Origin of the sequence: Geomonas oryzisoli, assembly GCF_018986915.1 — a bacterium.
Taxonomy (GTDB): domain Bacteria; phylum Desulfobacterota; class Desulfuromonadia; order Geobacterales; family Geobacteraceae; genus Geomonas; species Geomonas oryzisoli.
The window spans coordinates 3105360-3131471 of sequence record NZ_CP076723.1 but is presented as its reverse complement, the minus strand read 5'-3'; the positions used below and the strand labels follow the sequence as shown (position 1 = coordinate 3131471).

Below are 26112 nucleotides of genomic sequence, written 5' to 3'. Positions count from 1 at the left end.
TGATTTTGCGGTTTTAGCCGTTAAATGAACATGGAAAGCGAGCCCCCCTTGAAACCCATCAAGCCTATCGTGGTGATCCCCACCTACAACGAAAGAGACAACCTGGAAAAACTGGTCAGGCAGGTCCTGGCCCTAAGCCCCGCTCTCGAGCTCTTGGTGGTGGACGATAACTCACCTGACGGCACCGGCGACCTTGCGGAAGCCCTCGCTGCCGATACGGGGCGGGTCTCCGTGCTGCACCGCAGCGGCAAACTCGGGCTCGGCTCCGCCTACCGTGAAGGGTTCGCCAAGGCGCTTGCCATGGGTGCCGACCTGGTGGTGCAGATGGATGCCGATTTTTCCCACGACCCGGCTATGATCCCGTACTTCTTCGAGGAGACCCGGCAGGCCGACCTCGTGATCGGCTCGCGCTACCTGAACGGCGTCAGCGTGGTGAACTGGCCGCTGCGCCGGCTCATGCTGAGCTACTTTGCCAGCGTCTACACCCGCGTCATCACCGGCCTCACCATCTCCGACTGCACCAGCGGGTTCAAATGCTTCCGCGCCGAGGCGCTCAAGGCGATCGACCTCTCCAGCATCCGCTCGGACGGCTACTCCTTCCAGATTGAGATGAACTACCGCCTCAAGGAAAAAGGGTTCCGCATCAGCGAGGTCCCCATCATCTTCATAGACCGCCACGCCGGAACCTCCAAGATGTCCAAGAAGATCGTGCGCGAGGCTGTACTCATGGTCTGGAAGCTCAAGCTGGGGTCGCTGCTGCGTGCGGTGCTCCCGAAGGGGAGGGGATAATGGCCTCGACGCTGTGGTCGATAGTCTGCGTGGCCGGGGTCTGGGGCTTCGTCATCTGCACCATATTCTTCATCCTGCGTGCCTTTCCGGCGCGGGACCATTTCGAGGGCAAGGCGGCCCTGAGGTGGGGGGCGGGGGTGCTGCTGTTCTTCGTGGTGTGGGTCCTTGGCATGATGCAGGCCTAACGCTGTTGTAGACAGAATCCGGTCCCCTTTTGATGTTTTAATTCTCTCACATTTGTGGTACTCATAAGTTCTTATGCCTGTTTATACCTGTAAAATAGGGTCCTCCGACGGCCGAATCCTTACCAAGGAACTCGATTCTGTCAGTGAGGCTCTGCTGCGTCAGAGTCTGGAGGAACAGGGATATGTGGTTTTCGAGGTGCGCAAGAAGCCGTTCCAGTTCCTGCTGGACTCCGGCATCGGCCGCAAGAAGATCGGCAACAAGGACCTCCTGCTCTTCAACCAGGAACTGCTGGTGCTCCTGAAGGCGGGCCTTCCCATCATCCAGGCGCTGGACACGGTTCTGGAATCCGGGACCGGGAAGCTCACCGAGGTTCTTAACGCGGTCAGGGAGGACATCAAGGGAGGCCTGGCGCTGTCGACAGCCTTCGAGAAGTATCCCCGGATTTTCCCGCAGCTCTACATCGCCTCGATCCGCGCCGGCGAGCGCACCGGTGACCTGCCGCAGACCATCAGGCGCTACATCGCCTTCTTGAAGAGGACCGAAGGGTTCCGAAGCAAGATCATCGGTGCCATGTTCTACCCGGCCATCCTCGTTTCGGTAGCCTTCATTGCGGTCACCGTGCTTCTGATTTACGTCGTGCCGACCTTCAGCACGATCTACGCCGACTCGGGCAACGCTCTGCCGGTGCCGACCCAGATGCTGATCAATTTCACCGGTTTCCTGCGCCATTACCTGCTGGTCTTCGTGGGACTCATCTTCGGCGCGGTGACCGTTTTCAGGCGCTGGAAGGAGACCGAGTCGGGGCGCTACACCGTGGACGGATTTAAGATCAAGACCCCCTTGGTCGGGTCGGTCGTCGTCCGTTACGCGCTTTCCGGATTTACCCGGACTCTGGCCACGGTCCTCGGCTCGGGCATCCCGATCGTGGAAGCGATGCGGATGTCGGTGGGGACCCTGAACAACAAGGTGCTGGAGCGCGGCCTGCTCATGGCCGTACTCCGGGTAGAGGAGGGTAGCAAGCTCTCCACGGCGCTGGAGAACATGAAGCTGCTGCCGCCGCTTGCGCTGCGCATGCTCTCTGTGGGCGAGACCACCGGCGCCCTCGAGGAGATGCTCGGGGACATCTCGGACTACTTCGAGGACGAGATCGAGAGGAGCCTGCAGGTGCTGACCTCCGCCATCGAACCCGCCATCATGATCGTCATGGGGGTGGTCATCGGCACCATCATCATCACCATGTACCTGCCGATCTTCAAGATCGCCAGCACCGTCAGCTAGAGGGAACATGCTGAAGCCGTTCAAAAGACAAAGGCTGGGCGACATCCTCCTGGAACAGGGTGAGCTGACCAACGACCAGCTCGCCTATGCACTGGACAAGCAACAGAGCACCAAAGAGCGCCTGGGCGCCATCTGTATCGCCGACGGGCTGATCAATGACATGGTGCTGGCGCAGGCCCTGGCGCAGCAGTTCAGCATGGAGTTCGTCGACCTCAAGGGCGCGCGCCCGGACGAGTCGCTGTTCAACGTGGTCCCCCCCGAGGTGATGTTCCGGTACCACTTCGTGCCCCTGGAACTGCTGGGTGACCTCCTGGTGGTCGCCATTGCCGACCCCACCGCGGTGCTGCAACTCGACGAGATCTCTTTGCTCCTGGAGCGGCCCCTCACCTTCAAGGTCGCGGCCGAATCAGAGATCTCCCAGCTTCTCAAGCGGGGCGAGGGGACCAGCCGCGTGCTCAAGGAAGTCTCGGAAGACTTCATGCTGCAACTGGTGACCGAGACCGAGAAAGGTGAGGAGATCCTCTCCGTCGAGAACGTCTCCGCCGACACCAGTCCCATCATCAAGCTGGTCAACTCCACCATCCTGGATGCCCTCACCCGGCGCGCCTCCGATATCCATATCGAGACGGCGCAGGAAGGGGTAATCATCAAGTACCGTATCGACGGCGTGCTCTACAAGGCGACCGACCCCATCGACAACCACTTCCAGGGGCCGCTCATCTCCAGGCTGAAGGTCATGAGCGAGCTGGACATCTCGGAGCGGCGCATCCCGCAGGACGGCCGGTTCAAGGTCAGGATCGGCGCCAAGTCCATCGACTTCCGCGTATCCATCATGCCAAGCGCCTTCGGCGAGGACGCGGTCATCCGTATTCTGGACAAGGAGAGCATTGCCAGCGACCTCAGGGGGCTCACCCTGGAGACGCTCGGCATGGCCTCCCACGAGATCAAGCGCTTCAGGAAGATGATCAAGGAACCCTACGGCATGGTGCTGGTCACCGGCCCCACCGGCTCCGGCAAGACCACCACGCTCTACGGCGCGCTCACCGAGATCCACACCGGGCTCGAAAAGATCATCACCATCGAGGACCCGGTCGAGTACGTCCTCTCCGGCATCACGCAGATCCCGGTCAACGAGAAGAAGGGGCTTACCTTCGCCCGCGGCCTGCGCTCCGTGCTTCGTCACGACCCGGACAAGATCATGGTCGGCGAGATCCGTGACTCGGAAACAGCCCAGATCGCCGTGCAGTCGGCGCTGACCGGTCACCTGGTGTTCACCACCGTGCACGCCAACAACGTCTTCGACGTGATCGGGCGCTTCACCCACATGGGGATCGATCCCTACAACTTCGTCGCCTGCCTCAACTGCGTCATGGCGCAGCGCCTGGTGCGCAAGATCTGCCCTTCCTGCAAGAAGGCGGTCACCGTTTCCGACGATGAGCTGCGCGAGTCTGCCATAGACCCGGAGCGGACCCGCGGCCTCACCCTGTACGAGGCCCGCGGCTGTGACGACTGCAACGGCACCGGCTACCGGGGCAGGTCCGCCATCGTGGAACTCCTCGATCTCAACGACGAGATCCGCGAGCTGATCATCTCCAAGGCCCCCATCGCCGCCCTGAAAAAGGCCGCCAAGGCCGCGGGGACCATGTTCCTCAGGGAATCGGCCGTGGCCAAGGTGCTCGCCGGTGAGACGACAATCAAGGAGATCAACCGTGTCACCTTTGTGGAGTAGGTGCCAGATATGCTAATGTCCGGGAAAAGTCTTGGGCTGGAACTCTCAGCCGCCGGGTTCAGCTTCGCCGTGGTAAGCGGCGGCAAGACCCCGCTCGTCGAGGCGGGACTGTCGCTGCCGTTTGCGCCGGGCATGCTGAGCCTGTCGCGCCGCGACCCAAACATCGCCGATGCCAAGGGATTCGTCGCCGCCCTCAAAGAAGCCCACCTGCGTCTTTTGACCAAGGAACGTGCTGTCTGCGTGTCGCTGCCCGATGCGGTGGGACGCGTGGTGCTCCTCGAGCTGGAGGCACGCTTCAAGAACCGCGAGGAGGGGATGGACGTGATCCGCTGGAAGCTCAAAAAGAGCCTCCCCTTCGACATCAGCGCGGTCCATCTGGACTACCAGACCCTGGAGGAAAAGCAAAACGGAGCCGTTTCCCTGCTGGTCTCCATCATCTCCCGTCCCGTGGTGCAACAGTACGAGGAGCTCATCCTCGAGGCGGGGCTGGAGCCCAAGCTGATCGACTTCACCTCATTCAACCTCTACCGTCTCTTCTCCCCGAGGCTGGAACTCTCCGAGGACGGCGCTTTCGTCTGCTTCTACCAGGGGGCCATGACGGTGCTTGTCTTCAGCGGCGGAGTACTCAGCTTCTACCGGACCAAGGAGGGGGTGGGGGACGTGCAGCACCTGTTCCGCGAGGTCAACAGCTCCTTCCTGGTCTACAAGGACCAGGCCCCCGGCCAGAGCGTCAGCGAGGTATTCTGCGCCGCCGCCCCTGGCGATGCCGAGTCCTTCCGCGCACTGGTGGCGGAAGCCAGCGGGCTTGAGCCGGTGCTGCTCGACCTGGAGCGCATGCTGCGGCAGGGCTCCACCCTGGGACTGGACCGGCCCGGACTGCACGCGCTGGCCGGTGCGGTGGGCGCCGCGCTGAGGAGCCTGTGATATGAAACTGACCATCAACCTGGCTACCAGGCGCTACGTAAACCTGCGCCAGCTCAACACCATCCTGGCCGCTTCTTTCGCTATCCTGGCGCTGGTCCTGGTGTACCTGGTCCGCGAACTGGCCACCAACCAGGTCGAGATCAACAAGATCAAGAGCCAGAGCGCCGCGGCGAGTCGCGGTCCTGCCGGTGCCGCTCCGATCCCGGTCGAGCAGATGAGGGCTTTGGATGCGAACATTGCCTTCGCCAATGCCCTTATCGACCGCAAAGCGGTGAACTGGCTGTCGCTGCTGGACAAGCTGGAACTCGTGGTCCCCGCCGGGGTGGCCCTTACCCAGGTGGAGCCGTCAGCGAAGGACCCCCAGGTCGTGTCGCTGGGCGGCGTGGCACTGACCTTCGAGAACCTGCGCTCCTTTTTGGAGAACATGGAGCGTTCGCCGAATTTCTCTGAGGTGTACCTGTTGGGCCAAAGCGACCGCAAGGTGGGGAAAACCCAGCAAGGCTACGGTTTCACACTCTCCTGTAAGGTCAGTAACCGATGAGCTACCAGATGCTACTCGACATGATCGCGGCGCGGCGCAAGTCCTTCACATTTATCGCTTTCCTGGCGCTGCTTGCCCTTGGGATTGAGGCGTACATCTCAACCTATCAGAGGCCGGAGCTGGCAAATGTCCAGCAGGCCTGGTTCACCAAGCGCGACGCCCTGGCCCGTGGCGAGACGCAGGCTGACGCCACGAAGTACCAGCAGGGGATGCGCGATCTGGACGAGTTTCGCAAGCACCTGCTTCCCAAGAAGGAGTTGGCCGCGCTGCTGAGCCGGATTTACGGCACGGCCAAGACCAACTCCCTGGTCCTGTCGGGGATCAACTACAGGCCGAGCAAGGAGAAGGGCAAAGGCAATCAGATGGTGACTTACGGCATCTCCTTTAACGTCACCGGCAAGTACGCATCAGTAAAGAGCTTTCTTGCGGACTTGGCGCGTTACCGGGAAATGCTGATCGTAGAGTCCATCTCGCTGAGCAACAGCAGCGTAACCGAGGAAAAGGTAAATCTTAGAATACAGACCACGGTCTACCTGACGGAGGGGGCATGAATCGCCAGAAACTAGCGCTTTTCCTGCTGCTCATCGTCCTTGTCGGGGCGATCGTGTACGCTGTCGTGCGCACACCGAGGCAGCAGCAGGTAGCCACCCTCAAGAACCAGCCGGGCGCCAAGGCGACTGTGCTCAGAAAGCAGCCGGGCGCCCCCCAAAAAGCGGCAACCGCTACCGGCGGAGCTCTGCACCTGGATCTGCTGCGGCGCGAGCAGCCAGGATCCAGCGGCTTCAGGCGCAATATCTTCTCTCCCATCTTCAGAGATGAGGAGAAGCTCTCGTCTCTCAAGCTGCCGCCGCCACCGCCGCCGCCGAAGAAGCTCCCTCCGTTGCCCTCCGCGCTGCCGGTGGCACCGCCGCCGGAGCCGCCTCCTCCTCCTCCGCCGCCGACCCAGGAGCAGTTGGATGACGCCGAATTGGGCAAGTTCGTGTTCATCGGCTTTCTGAAGAAAGGGACGGAGAAGACGGTGTTCCTCTCCAAGGGCGGCGAGATCTTCCTCGCCAAGAAGGGAGGCCAGGTGGGGCCGAGGTTCCAGGTCTCCAACGTGACCGATGATGCCATCACCATCAAGTCGCTGCAGAGCGACCGGCAACTTGTGATTCCGCTGGTAGAGAACAGGGCGCTCAGCATCCGCCGTCCCAGCCTGAGCCACAGCCCCAGTCCCAGGCCTTAAGGAGCAACTTCATGCATAGACTAAGATCGATCTCAACCCTGATGCTGCTGACCGTGGCCCTTTCCGGCTGTGCCGGTGGCCGCACCGCTTTCAGCAAGGCAGAGCAGCTCGAGCGCGAGGGGGACCTGGACGCCGCGCTGGTCAAGTATGCCGAAGTCGCCGCCAAGCACCCGGAGGTAGGGGAGTACCGGGTAAAGCTTCTCAACGTGACCCAGGCCGCCGGCAAGGTGCATTTCAAAAAGGGTGAGGCCTTCTTCGAGAAGAAGAATTACGACGAAGCCCTCAGGGAGTTCCAGACCGCCTACGCCATGGATCCGACCTATATCGAGGCGAAGACGCGCGCGGACCAGACCATCAAGCTGAGAAACGCCCAGACCTATCTCCAGGAGGGTGCGGATTTCGAGAGGGACCACAAGCTGCGCGAGGCGATGACCTCGTACCAGCACGTGCTCCAGTTCGAGCCGGGCAACAAGGCCGCCAAGGAGGGGCTGGACCGCATCCTGGCCGGGAAGAAGCAGAAGCTGGACGGCTTCGAACTGAACCTGAAGTCCACCAAGCCGATCACCCTCAAGTTCAAGGACGCGAAGCTCAAGGACATCTTCAACATCCTGACCCAGCTCTCCGGCATCAATTTCGTCTTCGACGACGGCGTGAAGGACGTCAACGTTTCACTGCACCTGGAAAACGGCAGTTTCCAGCAGGCCATGGAACTGCTGACCGGGATGCAGAAGTTGGACAAAAAGGTGCTGAACGAGAGCACCATCATCATCTATCCCAAGACCCCCGACAAGATCAAACAGTACGAGGAGCTCTTCGTCCAGACTTTCTACCTGAACAAGCTCGACGCCAAGAAGGCGGTAAACCTCGTGCGCACCATGCTCCAGGTTAAGAAGATCTACGTGAACGAGGAGGCCAACGCCCTCGTGATCCGCGACACGCCGGAGGTGGTGGAGGTCGCCCGCAAGATCCTCGAGGCCAACGACGTCCCCGACGCCGAGGTGCTTCTCGATGTCGAGGTGTTCGAGCTTTCCAAGGCGGGTACCGAAACCTTCGGTCTTGCCCTGTCCAGCTATGCCGCCTCCCTCGGCGTGACCGGGCCCCAGGGTAAGTTCCTCTCCGATGCCCTGAGCACCACCACGACTACGTCGACCACGACGGGTACCACCACCACGGTCGCCGACGTCAGCAACCTGCTCAACGTCTTCAGGATGAAGGGGTACAACGGCTACCTCACGGTACCCAATGCCACCTTCAACTTCGGCAAGACCCTCTCCAACGGCGAAACGCTGTCCAACCCAAAAATCAGGGTGAAGAACCGCGAGAAGGCCAAGTTCAACGTTGGTACCAGGGTGCCGATCACCACCACCTCGTCCACCTCCACCGGCACCAGCGTCAACGTTCAGTATGTCGACGTCGGTGTGAAGGTGAACGCCGAGCCGACCATCCAGCTGAACAACGAGGTCTCCATCAAGCTCGGCCTCGAGGTGAGCTCCATCCTCGGGCGCGAGAAGGTCGGCAGCGACCAGGCCACCACCGTGGTCACCATCGGGACCAGGAACCTCGATACCGTCCTGTCCCTGAAAGACGGCGAGACCAGCATCATCGGCGGCCTGATGCAGAAAAACGATACCGACAGCAAGAAGAAAATATTCCTGCTGGGCGACATCCCCGTGCTCGGGAACCTCTTCTCCAACACGGGCAGGTCCAACGACAAGAGCGAGCTGTTGCTGGCCATCACCCCGAGGATCGTGCGTGGCGTGACGGTTCCCGACAACGACGTCGCGGCCTTCTGGTCCGGTCGCGAGGACGAACCCTCCACCAACAAGCCGTACCAGTCCTTCATCGAGCCCGAGTTTGCCGATGCCGCTCCGGCCAAGGCTGCGCCCGCAAAGGCGGCCCCGGCTAAAAAGGCCACCCCGGCACCGGCAGCCCCCGCTGCCCCCGCCGTTCCCGCCGTTCCTGGCGTTCCTGGCGTTCCTGGCGCTGCCGCTCCTGGTACTGAGGCTGTGATCGCACCGGGCGCCGCGGCCCCGGCCACCGCCGCGGAGGACGAAACCACCGTCGAGGTTCCGGCTGAGCCCGGGGCAGAGGCGCCTGCTGCAACCGCCGCCGAGCAGGGGGCTGCTGCAAACGCAGCCGCTGCAGCCGCTGCTGCCGCGGCCAACACGGCGCCCAAGCCTGCGATCTCGCCGGTCCCGCTTGAGAAGGCCCTGCTGGCGTTGAGCCTCCCTTCTTCGGTTAAGCTCAATGACCAGTTCAGCGTACAGATCAACGCCTCGGGCATGAAAGATCTCGAGAAGGCCGTGTTCGTGCTGAGCTACGATCCCACTATCCTGGAGGCAGTGGCACAGACCGAAGGGACGCTTCTCAAGGAGACGAGCAAGCCCTCCACCTTCCAATCCTTCGCAGACAAGAAGAAGGGCGAGATCTGGATGTCCGGCAGCAAGACCGAAGGAAGCACCGGCAACGGTGTCCTGGCCCAGGTGACCTTCAAGGCCATCGGCCAGGGGAGCACCCCGCTCTCCTTCTCCAACACCAGCTTCACGCAAAAAGGGGGAGGGCAGATCGCCGTGACCCCGTTCAAGTCGGTTGTGGAGGTAAAGTAGCCCACGGGCTGTCGCGGCGATGTGGAAGATCCTTAAAAATAACCGGGGCCTCAGCCTGATCGAGATGGTGGTGACCATGGTCATCCTCACCTTGCTCGCCTCGCTGATCGTTCCGTCGGCCCAGCTGGCTTCCAAGCGGACCAAGGAAATCGAGCTGAGAAGGAACCTGCGCGAGATCAGGACCGCCATAGACGAGTACAAGAAAAACTATGACAAGTCGCAGGCGGACCAGAAAACCGTGCAGGTGCTGAATGCCACCGGTTACCCCAAAAAGTTGAGCCTGCTGGTGGAAGGGGACGACTTCGGCGGGCTGGTCAAGGAAAAGAAAAAGTTTCTGCGGCGCATTCCCAAGGATCCCTTCTTCAAGGGCGAAGGGGATGACGATACCGGGTGGGGGCTGCGCTCCCATGCCGACGAGTTCGACAGCACCAAGTGGGGAGGCGAGGACGTTTTCGACGTTCATTCCCTGAGCGAAGGCGTCGCCATAGACGGTACGAAATACAAGGACTGGTGAACCTCATGTTGAAGAGGATAGTTAAAAGTCAGCGAGGCTTTACGCTCATAGAACTGATGATAGTGGTTACCATCATCGGCATTCTGGCGGCGATCAGCGCTCCCAATTACCAGTGGGGCATCATTAGGGCGCGTGAGGCGGTGCTGCGGGAAGACCTTTACACCATGCGCTCCACCATCGATCAGTACTATGCGGATCAGGGCAAGTACCCCGAGACGCTGCAGGAACTGGTCGACAACAAGAACAAGTACCTGAGGGAGATTCCCAAGGACCCCTTCACCAGGTCCAAGGACAGCTGGGTAATCACCGCGCCTCCCGCCACCGATACCCCTTCCGAGGGGGGGGGAGGCGGGGTCTACGACGTGCATAGCGGTTCCACGCTGGTCGGCAGCGACGGCAAGCCGTACAACGAATGGTAGTTACGAGGCCTACAGACCGATGATTCAAATGCATAACGTTTTCATGTCGTACCAGCCGGAGTCGAGCGCGCTGTCCGACATAAACCTCAAGATCCCCAAAGGGGATTTTGTTTTTTTGACCGGGCAGTCGGGGGCGGGGAAGTCGACGCTCCTTAAGCTGATCTACGCCGACCTGACCCCCACCCGGGGACAGGTGCTGATCGACGGCGTCAACCTGACCCGGCTTTCCCGCTCGCAGGTCCCCCTGCTGCGCCGCTCCATCGGGGTGGTATTCCAGGACTACAAGCTGCTTCCGAACCGGACCGTGTTGGAGAACGTGGCCATCACCCTGGAGGTGCTTGGGTGGGGCAAGCGCGACATCGGCAAGAAGGTCTATCACATCCTCAAACGGATGGGGATCGAGGATAAGATCAACGCCACTCCCCTGCGTCTTTCCGGCGGCGAGCAGCAGCGCGTGGCGCTGGCGCGCGCCCTGGTGAACGACCCCAAGATCCTGGTGGCCGACGAGCCCACCGGCAACCTGGACGACGAGAACAAGGAGGCGATCCTTTCCATCTTCAAGGAGGCCAATATCCGCGGCACCACGGTGGTGGTGGCGACCCACGACCGCCGCGTGATCGAGAACTCCCACCGCAGGGTGATCAGGCTCGACAAAGGGTCCATCGTGGAAACGCCTGGTTTTCTGGTCGGAGGGGGGACTGGCTCCGCAGGTGCCTGTCCCCTTGAGGAGGTGACCGATGTCCAAGGCTAACAAGGGAGCGGTCCGCCCCAAGCTCGAGCAGGAAGGTTTCTTCGGCAGGTTCTCCTATTTCACCAGCCGCGCCTTTGCCAACCTGCGGCAGAACGTCTTCGTCAGTGCCGTCACCGTCGGGACCATCGCGTTGGCGCTTTTGATCGCCTCGCTGTTTCTGCTGGTCTACGTGAACCTGGAAGGGATGGCGAACGGGTGGAGCGACAAGGTGCAGGTGACCGCCTATTTCGACCAGGAACCGGCGCCGCTCGCGGTAGCCGCGCTGAAGGGGAGGGTGCAGGCCATCCCGGGAACCTCGAAGGTCGTCTTCGTGGGGCAGGCCGAGGCCGAGAAGCGGTTGAGGAGCCGCCTGAAGGGGCAGGAATCGCTTCTGGAGGGGATCAGGCCTGAGGTGCTCCCTGCCTCACTGGAGATCAAACTCGACCGCAGTCACCGCGACACCGACGCGGTGGCCGCCTACGTCAAGAAGCTGAAGCAGATCCAGGGGATCACCGAGGTGCAGTACGGCGAGGAGTGGGTGAAGCGCTTCAACTCGTTCATGAACCTGTTCCGGCTCATGGGTGCGCTGTTGGGGAGCTTTTTGACCATCACCGTGCTCTTCATCGTCTCCAACACCATCAAACTCACCATCTACGCCAGGAAGGACGAACTGGAGCTGCTGGGTCTGGTAGGTGCGACCCGGTTCTTCATCAAGGCCCCCTTCCTGATCGAGGGGATCGTGCAGGGAGCCGCGGGAGCGGTGATCTCGCTGCTGGCGCTTTTGGGCTGCTACTTCGCCTTCCTGAAAAACGCCGGCGACTTCCTCGGCATCAACCCGGCGTCGGCCGGGCTCTCCTTCCTTCCCGCCACCCACCTGGCCGGGGTGGTCCTGGGAGGGGTGCTGCTCGGCTTCGTCGGCAGCGCGACCTCGCTCAAGAGGTTCATAAACGTCTAGCATGCGCCAGCTTACCGCCACAATCCTGCTCGTCCTCGCCCTCCTGACCCCCACGCTTTGCCGTGCCGGAGCCAACGAGGAGCTGCAGAACATCAAGAAGCAGATCAAGGAGAAGAACCGGCTCATCACCAAGACCCAGAAGGTGGAGACCAAGGTCTCGGGGGAGCTGGTGCAGATCCAGAAGTCGCTCGCCGAGAAGCAGTCCAGCCTGACCGCCTTGGGGCGCGACCTGGCCGGTGTCGAGAAGGGGATCGACCAGACCCACGAGGACATCGAGCGCGAGCGGCAGGAGGCCGAGCGCAAGAAGGCGCAGATCAACCGCCGCGTCGCCGCGCTCTACAAGGGGGGCGATACCGGCAACCTGCGCGTCTTCTTCTCCTCGGAGTCCTTTCCGCAGATGAGCGAGAATCTGCGCTACATGCGCAGCATCCTCGAAAACGACAGGAAGCTGTTCCAGCAGTACAACGACAACCTGGAGCGGCTGAGCAGGCTCAAGGAGCGCCTGGAACAGGAGGCGGTCAAGAAAGAGGGGCTGCGTCGTTCCATCGAGGCGAAGAAACGCGAGATCGAGCAGGAAAAAACGCGCAAGGCCACGTACCTGGTCAAGGTGCGCCAGGACAAGCAGAGCTACCTCGCTTCGCTGAAGGAGCTGCAGGCCAACGCGAGCCGTCTGCAGAGCATGATTCAAAGGCTTGAAGCGAAAAGTAGAAAAGCGTATAGTTCAAAGGCTCGTCCCGGCAAGGCAGCCGAACCGGCCCGTCCCGGCGTGACCGCCAAGTCCACCCCGGTTCCGAACCAGGGGCTGGGTGCACAGAAAGGGCGGCTCTCGCTGCCGGTGCGCGGCAACATTGTCGACCGCTTCGGAAGACATAAGCACCCCGAATTTGATTCCTTTACTGTCAGTAACGGGATCTCCGTGGCAGCCCCCGCCGGCAGTGCCATTCATGCGATCTATGACGGAGAAGTGATTTTTGCCGACTATTTCAAAGGCTATGGTAATATGATCATCGTCGATCATGGCGACGGGTTCTTCAGTCTCTACGCCCACGCCTCGTCCATAGCTAAAAGGGTCGGCTCCAAGGTGTCCAAAAACGATGTCCTTGCCAGCGTGGGCGATGTTGACTCAACGAAGGGGCCCATGCTCTATTTCGAGATTAGGTATCAGGGAAAGCCGGTAGATCCGTCGCCCTGGTTCAGATAAGCAGGGTATCGCAAGAAAAATCCAGGGAGGCAAAATGTTCAAGGGCAGCAAATTCAAGAAGACAACCCTGTTTGTCACTACCGTTTCACTGCTGACGCTCGTCATAGCGTTCGGCGTGCAACGCAGATGCGCCGCCCAGGGCGGTGGCAACGACTACCAGTCCATCGAGCTGTTCACCGACGTACTCGCCATCGTTAAGAAGAGCTACGTCGAAGAAGTGGACACCAAGAAGCTCGTCTACGGCGCCATCAACGGCATGCTCACCTCGCTCGATCCGCACAGCTCCTTCATGCCCCCCGAAACCTACAAGGAGATGAAGATCGACACCAAGGGCGCCTTCGGCGGCCTGGGCATCGAGATCACCGTCAAGGAAGGTATCCTGACCGTCATCTCCCCGATCGAAGACACCCCGGCGTTCCGGGCCGGGATCAAGGCGGGCGACCAGATCCTCAAGATCGATGACAAGTTCACCAAGGACCTGACCATCACCGACGCGGTGAAGAGGATGCGCGGCGTGAAGGGGACCAAGGTCACCCTGACCATCATGCGTGAAGGGTTCGATAAGACCAAGGACTTCGTCCTGGAGCGCGACATCATCCAGGTCAAGAGCGTGAAGTACAAGGTCCTCGATGACGGCTACGGCTACGTCCGGATCGCACAGTTCCAGGAAAAGACCGATGACGATCTCGAGAAGGCGCTGCAGGCCCTGCAGGGCGACAAGAAGCAGCTCAAGGGCCTGGTGCTGGACCTCAGGAACGACCCCGGCGGGTTGCTCGATCAGGCGGTCCGCGTCTGCGAGCACTTCGTCCCCGAAGGGAAGCTGATCGTGTACACCGAGGGGCGCGAGAAGGACTCCCAGATGCGCTTCACCTCCAGGAAGAGCCACAAGCAGAGTGAGTACCCGATCGTGGTGCTGATCAACAGCGGCTCCGCTTCGGCTTCCGAGATCGTGGCCGGCTGCCTGCAGGACCACAAGCGCGCGGTCATCATGGGTACCCAGAGCTTCGGCAAGGGGAGCGTACAGACCATCATCCCGCTTTCCGACAACTCGGGTCTCAGGCTCACCACCGCCCGCTACTTCACCCCGAGCGGCCGCTCCATCCAGGCCAAGGGGATCACCCCGGACATCGTCGCCGAGCGTGTCGAGATGGCTGCCAGCAGCGAGAAGAAGGAAGGGATGCACATCCGCGAGAAGGATCTGGAGAACCATTTTGAAGGGGACAAGAAGGACGACCAGGACGAGAAGAAGGCGAAGCCTGCTCCCTACAAGACCGACGAGATGATCAAGAACGACTCGCAGGTGCTGCGCGCCCTCGATCTCCTCAAAGGGTGGGACATCCTGAAGAGCATGGGCAAACTCCCCTCCTAAGAGGCGGGGGACTGGCTCCGCCAGGTGCCTGTCCCCTTTAGGTCAGACACAACGAGCAGTAAAGAAAAGGGGTGGCCGTGCGGCCACCCCTTTTCCGTTGTCCGGCAGCCGTCGTCTCAGAACCGCCTGCTTGACAGCCCCCGAGGGGGTCAGTAAAGTAAACCGGTCCCTTCCGGCGGTTATTCCCCTCCCTAAGCACCGAGGTCAACCATGATCAGGCAGACTTGCTGTCGTTGGTATTGGCTGCTTCTTTTTCTCCTGGTGACCGTTGCGGCTTCTCCTGCCTTCGCCTTGCCGACCCTCACCATATCCTCACCGGCGTCCGACGGCGTCTTCGTCCTGCGCGGCGACCAGATGGACGGCGTCGCGGGTCTCGACCTTACTATCGGCTACGATTCCGCCACGCTCGTCAATCCGCGGGTCAGCATCGGAAAGATGGTGCAGGGGATGATGAATGCGGCCAATCCCGGCAACCCGATCCGCCTCGCGATCGTCGGGACGAGCGGGCTCAAAGGGAGCGGCATCATAGCCACCGTCGCTTTCGACCGGACCGGCACTTCCCCCGGCGTGGTAACCCTGATCACCGGTACGCTCATCGATGCGGCGGGTAAGAGACTCACCATGGCGCAACCAATCATCGTTAATCCATCGGCCGTGGTGGCCGCGGATGACGGCGGCAACGCGACTGCGCAGGCCGGGCAGGAGGGGAAGAGCGACACGGTCCCGGCAGGTGCAAATCCCGTCCCCACCCGTCCCTTGATGGTCGGAGGGACGGTGACCATGCCAGGGCAGGACCCCGCAACCGTCCAGGACGGGACGGCTAAAGAGGTCGTGGTGGCGACCGAGGCGCAACTGCCGGCGAAGGATATGCCGGTCGCTAAGAAGCGGCTGCGTACCAAAAAGGCGCAGCTGGAAGGTGAGGAACCGCCGCTGGACCGGGAGGAGAACCCGCCCCCTCCCGAGCAGGAAGCCCCGGTCCGCCCCGAGACACCTGCGCCCCCGCCGCAGGTAACCTCGCCGGTCGTCATCGCCAGCGTTTTGGACCGGTTCAAGTCTTTCCAGGGGGAGCGTACCCCGGCCAACCTGATCGCCCTCTTCACTCAGGATGCCCCAGCTGGCTACCGCCAAATCCCTCCAATTGCCTTCGCCGACGGCAAGTCGACGGTGACACTCGTCATCACCATGGTGACCGGGGAGGCCACCCCCAGCTTCACCTTCAGCGGCTGCACCTACGTCTCGCACCGGCGCACCGAGGCGGGGTGGGAGATACAGGCACGGCCGAAGCGGGATGTGGTGAAGGCGGACGTCGCCATGCTCTACAGCGGATTGCGGCAGGAGTTCCCGCTGACGGTGGCGCCCAAGGTTGTCCTGGTGCCGGGGAAGCGGCCGGTGAAGGAGGCTGATTTCATGCGTTTCCTGAAGGAGCGGGGGACCGCGGCGCGTCCGCGTTTCGACCTCAACAAAGACGGCCGCCGCGATTACGTCGATGACTACATCTATGCGGCCAACTACCTGGTGCGTACCGTTCTGCAGGCGCCTTAGCGCCGGACCGGGATGATGGCGTGCCTGGCGGCAGGGGACATGCCCTCTTCGACTTCGAGGGGGGCATTGTCGTGCACGGGTGGTCTCACCCGCTCACGGCGACAGAGGACAGAGGCGGCATGTTTCTGTTGCCGCAAGGGCGGCTATCAGGTATACACCATGACTGCCGCCCATCAGAGAATACTTTGACGGGAGGAGCCGATGCTAAAGCTCAAGGACAAAGGTCTATTTCACCAGCTTTGTTTCATCAACGGCGCCTGGACCGGTGCTGACAGCGGCGAGACCGTGGACGTCATGAACCCCGCCACCGGGGAAAAACTGGGTACCGTTCCCAAGATGGGAGGCGCCGAGGCTCGTCGTGCCATCGAGGCGGCCCATGCCGCCCTGCCATCCTGGCGCGCAAGGACCGCACAAGAGCGGTCGGTAATCATCAGGCGCTGGGCCGACCTGCTGCTTGAGCACCAGGACGACCTGGCCGTGCTGATGACGGCGGAACAGGGGAAACCATTGGCCGAGGCGCGCGGCGAGACGGTGTACGCCGCTTCGTTCCTGGAATGGTTTGCCGAAGAGGGGAAAAGGGTCTACGGGGACGTGATCCCGTCGGATCAGGCCGGCAAGCGGATCGTGGTCCTCAAGGAACCGGTCGGCGTATGCGCCGCCATCACCCCCTGGAACTTTCCCTCCGCCATGATCACCAGGAAAGTGGGGCCTGCACTGGCGGCAGGATGCACCATCGTGGTGAAGCCTGCCACGGCGACCCCATACTCGGCCCTCGCGCTGGCGGTGTTGGCGCAACGCGCCGGGGTCCCGGAAGGCGTCTTTTCCGTCGTCACCGGCTCCGCGGCGGCCATCGGGGGGGAGATGACCGGGAACCCGCTGGTGCGCAAGCTCACCTTTACCGGTTCCACCGAGGTCGGCAAGAAGCTGATGGCCCAGTGCGCCGGGACGGTCAAGAAGGTTTCCCTGGAACTGGGCGGCAACGCCCCCTTCATCGTCTTCGACGATGCCGATCTCGATGCCGCCGTTGAAGGGGCGCTGATCTCCAAGTACCGCAACACCGGCCAGACCTGCGTCTGCACCAACCGGTTCCTGGTGCAGGAAGGGATCTACGACCGCTTTGCCGAGAAGCTGGCGCAGTCGGTCGCCCAGCTGAAGGTGGGGGACGGGCTGAAGGGCGAGACCCAGCAGGGGCCGCTGATCGACATGGCGGCAGTGGAGAAGGTCGAGGAGCATATCGGCGACGCCCTGTCCAAGGGAGCCCGTGTCGTCACCGGCGGCAACCGCCATGCCCTGGGAGGGTGCTTCTTCGAGCCTACCGTCCTCGCCGGCGTGACGCCGGAGATGCACATCGCCCGGGAAGAGACCTTCGGCCCGGTGGCTCCCCTGTTCCGCTTCAGTACCGAGGAGGAAGCGGTCCGTTTGGCCAACGACACTGAGTTCGGTCTGTGCGCCTACTTCTACAGCCGCGACGTCACGCGGGTCTGGCGGGTTGCCGAAGCGATCGAGTCCGGCATCATCGGCATCAACACAGGTCTCATCTCCACGGTGGTGGCTCCCTTTGGCGGCATCAAGGAGTCCGGCATCGGGCGGGAAGGTTCCAGGTACGGCATCGAGGAATTTCTCGAGATCAAGTACCTCTGCATCGGCGGCATACGATGATGAAAAACACCGCCAGCCGTTACCCCTCCCCCCGGAGGGGGGAGGCTGGGAGGGGGGAACTCCATGGCTTTTCTCCCTCCCTGTCCCTCCCCCTCCTGGGGAAGGGACTTTGGGACAGCGTATGACACAAGTTACTACCTACAACGATGGAAAAGTGCTGCGCGGCGAGGTCGACGTGGTGCGGGAATTCCCCTTGGTGCTGCGGGTCAACGACCGCGAGCTGGTCACGCTGGTCGCCTCGCCCCACGACCTGCGCTTCCTGGTGGCGGGCTTCCTGCGCCTGCAGGGATTCGTCTCGCACCTGGACGACTTCCTGGTGTTGAGCGTTTGCAACGACTACGGCATCGCCAACGTCCGCATCAAGGGGGAGATCCCGAAGGAACTGAAACCGGTGTTAACCTCCGGGTGCGGCACCGGCATCACCTTTTCGCTGCCGGAAGCTGCCGGTGTGAGGGTGGGGGGTACCAGGGAGCAGGTTTCGGTCCCGGCCATCTTCGAACTGATGAAGCAACTCGCGCTGCACTCCACCAGCTACAAGAGCCACGGCGGCGTCCACTCCGCAGCCATCGGCGCACTTGACGGGACCCTCGTCCTGCACGCCGAGGACCTGGGCAGGCACAACACCATCGACCGCCTGGCAGGGGAGGCCTTGCTGAAGGGAATCCCCCTCGCCGGCACCATCCTGGCCACCTCAGGCCGTGTCTCCGCCGAGATGGCCGCCAAGGCGGCGCTGCTCGGCATCGCCGTCATCGTTTCCCGCACCTCTCCCACCGACATGGCCATCCGCATCTGCGATCAGGCCGGCATCACCCTGGTTGGCTACCTGCGCGGCACCAGGTTCACCGCCTACACTCATCCGCAATATATTTTATTTCCTTAATGCTTTGCTCTTCCTCACAGTGATCCAGCCGCACTGATTCCAGCTAAAACGCCACAGTAACAACTCTTTCGAGGCAGATCTGCGCCATTTTACAGGCGCTTTCAACAATTGACAAAGCAGGGTAAAAATTGTATACAGTATCCGTTCAAATGAAGCATCAGCTGACAGAAGAGTTTTGATAACTTCCGTAAATAGCTGCACATTATCTAGGAGGAGTCATGATCGAAGCGTACCTGAAGCAAGAGGCAGAAAGAAAGGCACTCGGGATTCCTGCGAAGCCGCTCGACCCTGAGCAGACCGCGGAACTTTGCAAACTGTTGGAAGCGCCCCCGGCAGGCAAGGAGGAGTTCCTGCTCAACCTCCTGAAGGAAAGGGTATCCCCGGGCGTTGACCCGGCAGCCGAAGTGAAGGCAGGCTTCCTCGCCGCCATCCTGTCCGGCACCAAGAAGTCCCCGCTGGTCTCCAAGAAAGACGCGGTCCAGATCCTGGGCACCATGCTGGGCGGCTACAACGTGGCCCCGCTGGTCGCTGCCCTCAAAGACGCCGAGGTTGCCGACGAGGCAGTCAAGGCTCTCTGCGGCACCACCCTCGTCTACGATGCCTTTGACGACGTCCTCGAACTCTCCAAGTCCAACGCCGGCGCCAAGAAGGTGCTCGAGTCCTGGGCTAACGCCGAGTGGTTCACCTCCAAGCCGGGCCTGCCGGAGACCGTGAAGGTAAAGGTCTACAAGGTAGACGGCGAGATCAACACCGACGACTTCTCCCCGGCGGGCGACGCCTGGAGCCGTCCGGACATCCCGTTGCACGCACTCGCCATGGGAAAGACCCGCTTCCCGGACGGCAACGCGACCATCGCCAAGTTCAGGGCTGACGGCTTCCAGGTTGCCTTCGTGGGCGACGTCGTGGGTACCGGTTCCTCCCGTAAATCCGCCTGCAACAGCGTGCTCTGGCACATCGGCCAGGACATCCCGGCGGTTCCCAACAAGCGTCGCGACGGCATCATCATCGGCGGCGTCATCGCCCCGATCTTCTTCAACACCGCGCAGGACTCCGGTGCATTCCCGATCAAGACCGACGTGACCAAGATGAAGACCGGCGACGTCATCGTGATCAACTCCAAGAAGGGTGAGATCACCACCGAAGGCGGCGAAGTGCTCTCCACCTTCACCGTGGCGCCGAACACCCTGTTCGACGAGTTCCGCGCCGGCGGCCGTATCCCGCTGATCATCGGCCGCGCCCTCACCGATCGCGCACGTAAGGCACTCGGGCTCGCTCCGACCGACGTCTTCACCCTGCCGGTCAACCCGGTTGCCAAGCCGGGCCAGGGCTACTCCCTGGCACAGAAGATGGTCGGCCAGGCCTGCGGCGTTGCCGGCGTCCTGCCGGGCACCGCGTGCGAGCCGAAGATGACCACCGTCGGTTCCCAGGACACCACCGGCCCGATGACCGCCGACGAGCTGAAAGAGCTCGCCTGCCTCAAGTTCCAGGCGCCGATGTTCATGCAGTCCTTCTGCCACACCGCTGCCTACCCGAAACCGGCCGACGTCAAGATGCACAAGACCCTGCCGCAGTTCATCATCGAGCGTGGCGGCGTGCCCCTGAAGCCGGGCGACGGCGTCATCCACTCCTGGCTGAACCGTCTGCTCGTTCCGGATACCGTCGGTACCGGCGGCGACTCCCACACCCGTTTCCCGATCGGGATCTCCTTCCCGGCAGGTTCCGGCCTGGTCGCCTTCGCAGGCGCCCTCGGCTTCATGCCGCTGGACATGCCTGAGTCCGTACTGGTCCGCTTCAAGGGCAAGTTCAACCCCGGCATCACCCTGCGCGACGCGGTCAACGCGATCCCGTACTGGGCCATCAAGCAGGGGCTGCTCACCGTGCCCAAGAAGAACAAGGTCAACATCTTCAACGGCCGCATCCTGGAGATGGAAGGTCTTCCGGAGCTCTCCGTCGAGCAGGCCTTCGAGCTGACCGACGCCGCCGCTGAGCGTAGCGCCGCCGCAGGCTGCATCAAACTCTCCGAGGAGTCGGTAGCTACCTACCTCCGCTCCAACGTGGCACTCATGAAGCAGATGATCGCCGACGGCTACCAGGATGCGCAGACCCTGCAGAACAGGATCGACGCAGCCAACGCGTGGCTGAAGAATCCGAAGCTCCTTTCCGCAGACGCCAACGCCGAGTACGCCGCGGTCATCGAGATCGATCTCGCCGAGATCACCGAGCCGATCCTCGCCTGCCCGAACGATCCGGACGACGTCAAGCTTCTCTCCGAGGTTGCCGGCACTCCGATCCAGGACGTGTTCCTCGGTTCCTGCATGACCAACATCGGCCACTTCCGCGCTGCAGGTGAGATCTGGAGGGGCCAGAAGTTCAACCCGAACGTCCGCACCTGGATCTGCCCGCCGACCCGCATGGACCAGGCGAAGCTCAAGGACGAGGCATACTTCTCCGTCTACAGCGCCATGGGCGCACGCGTCGAGATCGCCGGCTGCTCGCTGTGCATGGGTAACCAGGCACGCGTGCCCGACGGGGTGAACATGTTCTCCACCTCGACCCGTAACTTTGACGACAGGATCGGCAATGGCGCCAAGGTGTTCCTGGGCTCCGCCGAGCTCGGTGCCGTCACCGTCAACATGGGCAAGCTCCCGACCCCGGCCGAGTACCTGGCCGTGTACAAGGAGAAGGTCGAGCCGAACAAGGACAGCGTGTACAAGTACCTCCAGTTCGACGAGATGTAGGTCGTACTGGCAGTAGCGCAGAACGACAAAAGGCCCGCCGGGAATCCGGCGGGCCTTTTTGTTTTCAACTCCCCTCCCTTGACGGGAGGGGCTGGGGGTGGGTGACCATGCCATGACCTAAGAGGTGGCAGCTTCCCCCACCCCCCTGTCCCCCTCCCGCAAGGGGAGGGGGGAGAGGCTACAGCAGTGCCTTCAGCTCCGCAATGAGGTCGGCCAAGAGGTCGTAGCCACCCTGCCAGAAGCTCGGGTCGCTGAAGACGATGCCGGCGGGTGCCAGGGTGTCGCCGGGGGACTTGGAACCACCGTCGGCGAGGATGTCGCGGTAGATGGGAACGAAGCTCTCCCGCTCCTTCAAATAGCGCTGGAACAGCGACAGCACCACCAACTCGGCGCAGGTGTAGGAATAGCAGTAGAAACGGGCATGGATGAAGTGGGAGATGTAGCTCCAGCCGTAGCGGTAGGGCTCGATCATTTCGACCGCGTCGCCGTACAGCTTGGCGTTCTCCTGCCACCACAGGTCGGCCAGCTCGTTGGCGGTCAAAAGCCCGTTCACCCGCTCAAGGTGCATGCGCTCCTCGAACCTGGTCAGAACGTTCTGACGGAAGGTGGTGGCGATGATGTCCTCGATCTTCGCGCACAAAAGCGACTTCTTCACCTCGACGTCGGTCTCCCGCTCCAGGAGCTGGCGAGTCAACAGCATCTCCCCGAACACCGAGGCGGTCTCCGCCAGCGGCAGCGGCGGGTGGTAGTTCAGCATGGTCTGGCGCTGGGCGAGCTGGTAGTGGATGCCGTGGCCGACCTCGTGGGCGATGGTGGCGACGTCGCGCAGGTTGCCGGTGAAGTTTAAAAGGAGGTATGGCGGGAGCGACGGGGTCATCCCCATGCAGAAGGCGCCGCCGCTCTTCCCCGGCCGCGGCAGCACGTCCACCCGCTTCCCGGTGAAGAAGGAGTCGGCCAACTCGGCAAACTCCTCCGAGAAGCCCCGGTAAGCCTCGACGGTCATGGCGCGCGCCTCTTCGAAGCTGTACTTGCGGTCGCTTTCGGTGAGCGGCGCGTACACGTCCGTGTTCTTCAGCTTGGGGATGCCGAGTAACTTGGCCTTGAGACAGAAGTATTCCTGGGCCAGCGGGTAGTTCTTTTCGGAAACCTGCATCAGGCTTTCCACCACCTCGTTGGGGATCTCGTTACCCAGGTTGGTGGGCTCCATCGGATGGCTGTAGTTTCTAAGCTCCATCTCCTGGGAATGGTCCAGGGCGACGTTATTGAACACCGCCGAGTAGAGGATGCTGTGTTCCTCGTGCTTTTTCAGAAAGGTGCCGAAGGCGCGCTCCCTCAGTTCCGCATCGGGGTGGTGCAAGAGCGCCAGCAGCTCCTCTCCGGTCATCTCCCGGCTCTCGCCGTCCATCTCCAGCGTGTAGCGCAGCGAGGCGGATACCTCGTCGAAGAGCCGGCAGAAGGCCTGCACGCCGGTGAGGCTTTTCTGGGTAAGGAGGCTCTCCTCGCGCTCGGATAGCGTGTGCTTCTTGAACTTGCGCAGCACCGCTAGGAAGTGCTGGTAGTTCGCAAGCAGCGGATCCTGCAGCAGTCGCTGGAAGGGCTCCTCCTCCATTTGGATGATCTCGAGATCGAAGAAGAGGAGTTCGCGACCCATGGCGTTGCCGAACTCCTGGGACTTCTGGGAGAGGCGCTTGTGTAGGTCGCTTTCGCTATCGGCGGCGAAGAGCAGGTGCGAGTAGAGCTGCGGCACGGACAACTCTTCCTGCAGCTTTTCGTAACTTTGCAGCGCCTCCAGCAGTTCAGCGGCGGAAAGCTTGGCAACCTTGCCGCGGTAACGCTCTCTGAATCCGGCAACCTGTGCCGTGGCGCCTTCGAAGGCTTGGGTCAGTTCGGGAGCGGAAGGGGACGGGTAAAGTGGCGTGGTATCCCACGTGAGATCGCTGCTCATTGTTCCTCCTGGCAGGCGTGGATTATTCAATGATTTCGAATGAATGGAACCGATAGTAATGCATGGGGTGCATGGTGTCAAGGAAGGGGAGTGCACTGGAGGACTTGTATCAGGCACTCTACCGCCATTCAACTTCCTTGACAACCCGGGGGGGTGCGATAGAACTAGCGAATGTTAAAAAAATATAATTATGTAAAGGGTTAGGCCGACTGTTCTTCCGGGTAGGAAGCGGATGCCTCCGCTTCCGCAAGTGGTTCCTCTGTCAACCGCTAGCAGGCGAGGATGGACGTCATGAAAAAGCGTCGGGTAGTTGAAAGCGCGGCTTGTCGACCCCCTTCGGGGAATGGCAACGAGGCCCATGGCTGGATGGGTGCTCAATGCGTGGTGTTGCAGAGGCTTTTCTCGTGCCGAAACGACACGCCCTTGGCAGGCGGGCAGTTGGGCCAGGGCAGCCAGACCGCCTGCGGCATGGCGGGGCTTGGTTCCGGGCAACTGACACTCAGGGAAGCCCGAGACAGGGTGGAACGCTACATGGTGCACGATGCCATCGAGGCATCTGGAGGAAACATGAGCAAGGCGGCCGAGGTGCTTGGCGTCAGCCGTCCCGCCCTCTACGACCTGGCCAAGAAGTACGGGCTGTGCCGGGTCAAATCCCGCGGCTAGCGGTGAGTTCCACGCACATGCCGCCATCGCGCGGGATCAGTTCACTGAAGTAATGGATGGAGTGGAAACTTTCCGATTGGACCGGCGTCGTTGTCGAGCTGAAGCGTCCGACGTGGATCAGGTAGCGGATGCCGAAGCGGCGCGCGGTCTCCAGGTTGGTCTCGCTGTCCTCTCCCAGCATGGTCCGTTCCGGATCGTAAGGCACCTTCTGCTGCAGCTTTCCCCAAAAAAGTGGATCTTCCTTAGGCAGTCCCAGGTCGTGGGCAGAAATAATCCCGTCGAAGTAGCTCCCAATCCTGGTCAGGCGCAGTTTGATGTTCAGGGTCTTACTGTGGGCGTTGGTGACCAGGTAGATCTTCTTGCCGTGTTGGCGCAGGAAGAGGAGGAACTCGACCACGAAGGGGTGCACCGCGATCAGGTGGTTCACCTCTTCCTTGAGTACGGGGATGTCGAGCCCGAGCTGTGCCGACCAGTAATCGAGGTCGGTCCAGTTGAGGGTCTGCTCCTGGGAGCGGAACATGCGGTGCAGTTTCTCCTGCGCGGCGTGCTCGCTGATGCCGTTCTTTTCCGCGTAGCGCTTGGGAACGTGCTCGAGCCAGAAGTGGTCATCGAAGTGCCGGTCCAGCAGGGTTCCGTCCATGTCGAGGTGGACGGTGTCGATGAGGTGCCAGTCTACATTCAGGGAGGGGAGGGGCATTGAAAAGGTTCTCTTTTTGATCGGACCTGTCCGACTAGTCTGACTAGTCCGACAGGTCCGACGTCTGACAGTCCGACTAAGCCTTGGCTTTAACGAAGGCCTTTACCAGCTCCTTATCGGCAGCCATGATCTCGCAGCGGGTTTCCTTGCCCTGCAGGGCGGCCAACTGCGGCGGCAGCGGTGCGGGGGTGCCGATGGCGCGCTCGACCGCCTCGCCGAACTTGGCGGGGTGGGCGGTAGCCAGGCAGACCACGGCGGGGTGCCCCTTGACGCACTCGAGTGCGCCGCGCACGCCGACCGCGGTGTGCGGGTCGAGCACATAGCCGGTTTCCTTGTTGAAGGAGGCGATGGTTTCGAGGGTCATCGCTTCGTTGACGGTGCAGCTTAAGAACTCGCTGTGCACGCGCTGCACCTCTTCGGCAGTGAAGACGATCTTGCCGGTCTGCTGCAGTTCGGCAAAGGCGCTTCTGACCCGCTCGGCGCTCTCGTTGAAGAGGTAGTACAGGTAGCGCTCCAGGTTGGAGGCGAGCTGGATGTCCATGGACGGGGAAACTGTCTGCACCACCTGGCCCAGCGAATAATCGCCGCTTTGCACGAAGCGGGCGAGGATGTTGTTCTCGTTGGTGGCCAGGAGCAGTTTCTCGATGGGGAGTCCCATCCTCTTGGCGAGGTAGCCGGCGAAGATGTCGCCGAAGTTGCCGGTCGGGACGGAGAAGACCACCTTGCCCTGCTCGGGGAGCCTGCCCCAGGCGTAGAAGTAGTAGACCACCTGCGCCAGCACGCGGGCCCAGTTGATGGAGTTCACCGCACCCAGCGCGTATTCCTTCTTGAACTCGAGGTCGTTGAACAGGGTCTTGACGATGTTCTGGCAGTCGTCGAAGGTCCCCTCGACGGCGATGTTGTGCACGTTGGCGTCCAGCACGCTGGTCATCTGCAGCGCCTGGATGGGCGAGGTCTTCAGGTGCGGGTGCAGGATGAAGATGTTGATGTTTTCCTTACCGCGCACGCCGGCGATGGCGGCGCTGCCGGTGTCGCCGGAGGTGGCGCCGAGGATGTTCATCTTCTCGCCGCGCTCCTTCAGGAGGTACTCGAACAGGTTGCCCAGCAACTGCAGAGCCACGTCCTTGAAGGCGAGGGTGGGGCCGTGGAAGAGTTCCAGGATGTAGACGCCGTCCTTCTTGACCAGCGGCGTGGTCTCCTGGTGCTCGAAGCTGCCGTAGGAGCGGTCGATGAGCGCTTTCAGGTCCGCTGCCGGGATGTCGGTGGCGAACAGGGAGATGATATTGAAGGCGAGCTCGCGGTAGGGGAGCTTGGCCCACGCGGCAAGGGTTTCCGGTGCGATCTGCGGGATGCTCTCCGGCAGGATCAAGCCGCCGTCGGTGGCAAGTCCCATCATCACTGCTTCCTTGAAGCCGATCGGCGCGATGTTTCCCCTGGTGCTTATGTATTTCATGTCAGTTCTCTTTCCTGGTGCTGGTTTTTGTGCCGTTGCGGCAACGCCAATATATAGCAGTTAATACTG

At 61.7% G+C, this 26112-nt stretch carries 23 protein-coding genes; 20 read left to right on the top strand and 3 right to left on the bottom strand.

The features are described 5' to 3' along the window. Positions 1-30 precede the first annotated feature (30 nt). The 19 genes from KP004_RS13655 (at position 31) to acnB (ending at position 21285) form a co-directional block, all read left to right on the top strand. A complete protein-coding gene (locus tag KP004_RS13655) occupies positions 31-789 on the top strand; it encodes a polyprenol monophosphomannose synthase (RefSeq protein WP_239026811.1) in 759 nt (252 codons plus the stop codon). Further along, positions 789-974 carry a hypothetical protein gene (locus KP004_RS13650; protein ID WP_216799073.1) on the top strand — a complete coding sequence of 62 codons (186 nt, stop codon included), beginning with the start codon at positions 789-791 and terminating at the stop codon, positions 972-974. The genes KP004_RS13655 and KP004_RS13650 overlap by 1 nt, the downstream gene beginning before the upstream one ends. Before the next feature lie 73 nt (positions 975-1047). Further along, positions 1048-2253: a type II secretion system F family protein gene (locus tag KP004_RS13645; protein WP_216799072.1), complete on the top strand. Its 1206-nt coding sequence runs from the start codon at positions 1048-1050 to the stop codon at positions 2251-2253. A gap of 7 nt (positions 2254-2260) precedes the next feature. After that, complete coding sequence (locus tag KP004_RS13640) at positions 2261-3982, top strand: GspE/PulE family protein (protein ID WP_216799071.1); 1722 nt, start codon at positions 2261-2263, stop codon at positions 3980-3982. A 15-nt stretch (positions 3983-3997) separates the two neighbouring features. Beyond that, positions 3998-4906, top strand: coding sequence for a type IV pilus biogenesis protein PilM (pilM, locus tag KP004_RS13635; RefSeq protein ID WP_239026810.1), 909 nt, complete (start codon positions 3998-4000; stop codon positions 4904-4906). Between the two features lies 1 nt (position 4907). Further along, complete coding sequence (locus KP004_RS13630) at positions 4908-5447, top strand: PilN domain-containing protein (protein ID WP_216799070.1); 540 nt, start codon at positions 4908-4910, stop codon at positions 5445-5447. Next, positions 5444-5998 (top strand): type 4a pilus biogenesis protein PilO, encoded by a 555-nt coding sequence (gene pilO / locus KP004_RS13625; protein ID WP_216799069.1) that lies wholly within the window; start codon positions 5444-5446, stop codon positions 5996-5998. The genes KP004_RS13630 and pilO overlap by 4 nt, the downstream gene beginning before the upstream one ends. Then, a complete protein-coding gene (locus tag KP004_RS13620; RefSeq protein ID WP_216799068.1) occupies positions 5995-6672 on the top strand; it encodes a type II secretion system protein PulP in 678 nt (225 codons plus the stop codon). The genes pilO and KP004_RS13620 overlap by 4 nt, the downstream gene beginning before the upstream one ends. Positions 6673-6683: 11 nt before the next feature. Next, positions 6684-9278, top strand: coding sequence for a secretin GspD/PilQ domain-containing protein (locus tag KP004_RS13615; protein ID WP_216799067.1), 2595 nt, complete (start codon positions 6684-6686; stop codon positions 9276-9278). Between the two features lie 19 nt (positions 9279-9297). Further along, positions 9298-9792, top strand: a complete 495-nt coding sequence (locus KP004_RS13610; protein ID WP_216799066.1) for a type II secretion system protein — start codon at positions 9298-9300, stop codon at positions 9790-9792. 5 nt (positions 9793-9797) lie between these two features. Further along, complete coding sequence (locus KP004_RS13605) at positions 9798-10211, top strand: type IV pilin protein (protein WP_216799065.1); 414 nt, start codon at positions 9798-9800, stop codon at positions 10209-10211. A 19-nt stretch (positions 10212-10230) separates the two neighbouring features. Continuing rightward, complete coding sequence (ftsE, locus tag KP004_RS13600; protein ID WP_239026809.1) at positions 10231-10962, top strand: cell division ATP-binding protein FtsE; 732 nt, start codon at positions 10231-10233, stop codon at positions 10960-10962. Then, positions 10949-11896 carry a permease-like cell division protein FtsX gene (gene ftsX, locus KP004_RS13595; protein ID WP_216799064.1) on the top strand — a complete coding sequence of 316 codons (948 nt, stop codon included), beginning with the start codon at positions 10949-10951 and terminating at the stop codon, positions 11894-11896. The genes ftsE and ftsX overlap by 14 nt, the downstream gene beginning before the upstream one ends. A gap of 1 nt (position 11897) precedes the next feature. Continuing rightward, complete coding sequence (locus KP004_RS13590) at positions 11898-13097, top strand: murein hydrolase activator EnvC family protein (RefSeq protein WP_216799063.1); 1200 nt, start codon at positions 11898-11900, stop codon at positions 13095-13097. A 34-nt stretch (positions 13098-13131) separates the two neighbouring features. Continuing rightward, positions 13132-14466, top strand: coding sequence for a S41 family peptidase (locus KP004_RS13585; RefSeq protein WP_216799062.1), 1335 nt, complete (start codon positions 13132-13134; stop codon positions 14464-14466). 210 nt (positions 14467-14676) lie between these two features. Continuing rightward, positions 14677-16008: a cohesin domain-containing protein gene (locus tag KP004_RS13580; protein ID WP_216799061.1), complete on the top strand. Its 1332-nt coding sequence runs from the start codon at positions 14677-14679 to the stop codon at positions 16006-16008. Positions 16009-16209: 201 nt separating this feature from the next. Then, positions 16210-17667, top strand: coding sequence for an NADP-dependent succinate-semialdehyde dehydrogenase (gene gabD, locus KP004_RS13575; protein ID WP_216799060.1), 1458 nt, complete (start codon positions 16210-16212; stop codon positions 17665-17667). Between the two features lie 121 nt (positions 17668-17788). Then, on the top strand, positions 17789-18547 hold the full coding sequence (gene fdhD / locus KP004_RS13570; protein ID WP_216799059.1) for a formate dehydrogenase accessory sulfurtransferase FdhD: 759 nt from the start codon (positions 17789-17791) through the stop codon (positions 18545-18547). 218 nt (positions 18548-18765) lie between these two features. Continuing rightward, on the top strand, positions 18766-21285 hold the full coding sequence (gene acnB / locus KP004_RS13565) for a bifunctional aconitate hydratase 2/2-methylisocitrate dehydratase (RefSeq protein ID WP_216799058.1): 2520 nt from the start codon (positions 18766-18768) through the stop codon (positions 21283-21285). Positions 21286-21463: 178 nt separating this feature from the next. On the opposite strand, the gene KP004_RS13560 is transcribed toward acnB, so the two are convergent. Next, on the bottom strand, positions 21464-23230 hold the full coding sequence (locus tag KP004_RS13560; RefSeq protein ID WP_216799057.1) for a M3 family oligoendopeptidase: 1767 nt from the start codon (positions 23228-23230) through the stop codon (positions 21464-21466). Between the two features lie 423 nt (positions 23231-23653). On the opposite strand from KP004_RS13560, the gene KP004_RS21145 reads away from it, so the two are divergent. Next, on the top strand, positions 23654-23893 hold the full coding sequence (locus KP004_RS21145) for a helix-turn-helix domain-containing protein (protein ID WP_239026808.1): 240 nt from the start codon (positions 23654-23656) through the stop codon (positions 23891-23893). Here the strand turns inward: KP004_RS21145 and yrfG are convergent. Both yrfG and thrC read right to left on the bottom strand, forming a co-directional pair. Continuing rightward, on the bottom strand, positions 23877-24590 hold the full coding sequence (yrfG, locus tag KP004_RS13550) for a GMP/IMP nucleotidase (RefSeq protein WP_216799055.1): 714 nt from the start codon (positions 24588-24590) through the stop codon (positions 23877-23879). The genes KP004_RS21145 and yrfG overlap by 17 nt on opposite strands. Before the next feature lie 76 nt (positions 24591-24666). Beyond that, positions 24667-26043: a threonine synthase gene (gene thrC, locus KP004_RS13545; protein ID WP_216799054.1), complete on the bottom strand. Its 1377-nt coding sequence runs from the start codon at positions 26041-26043 to the stop codon at positions 24667-24669. Between the last annotated feature and the right edge of the window lie 69 nt (positions 26044-26112).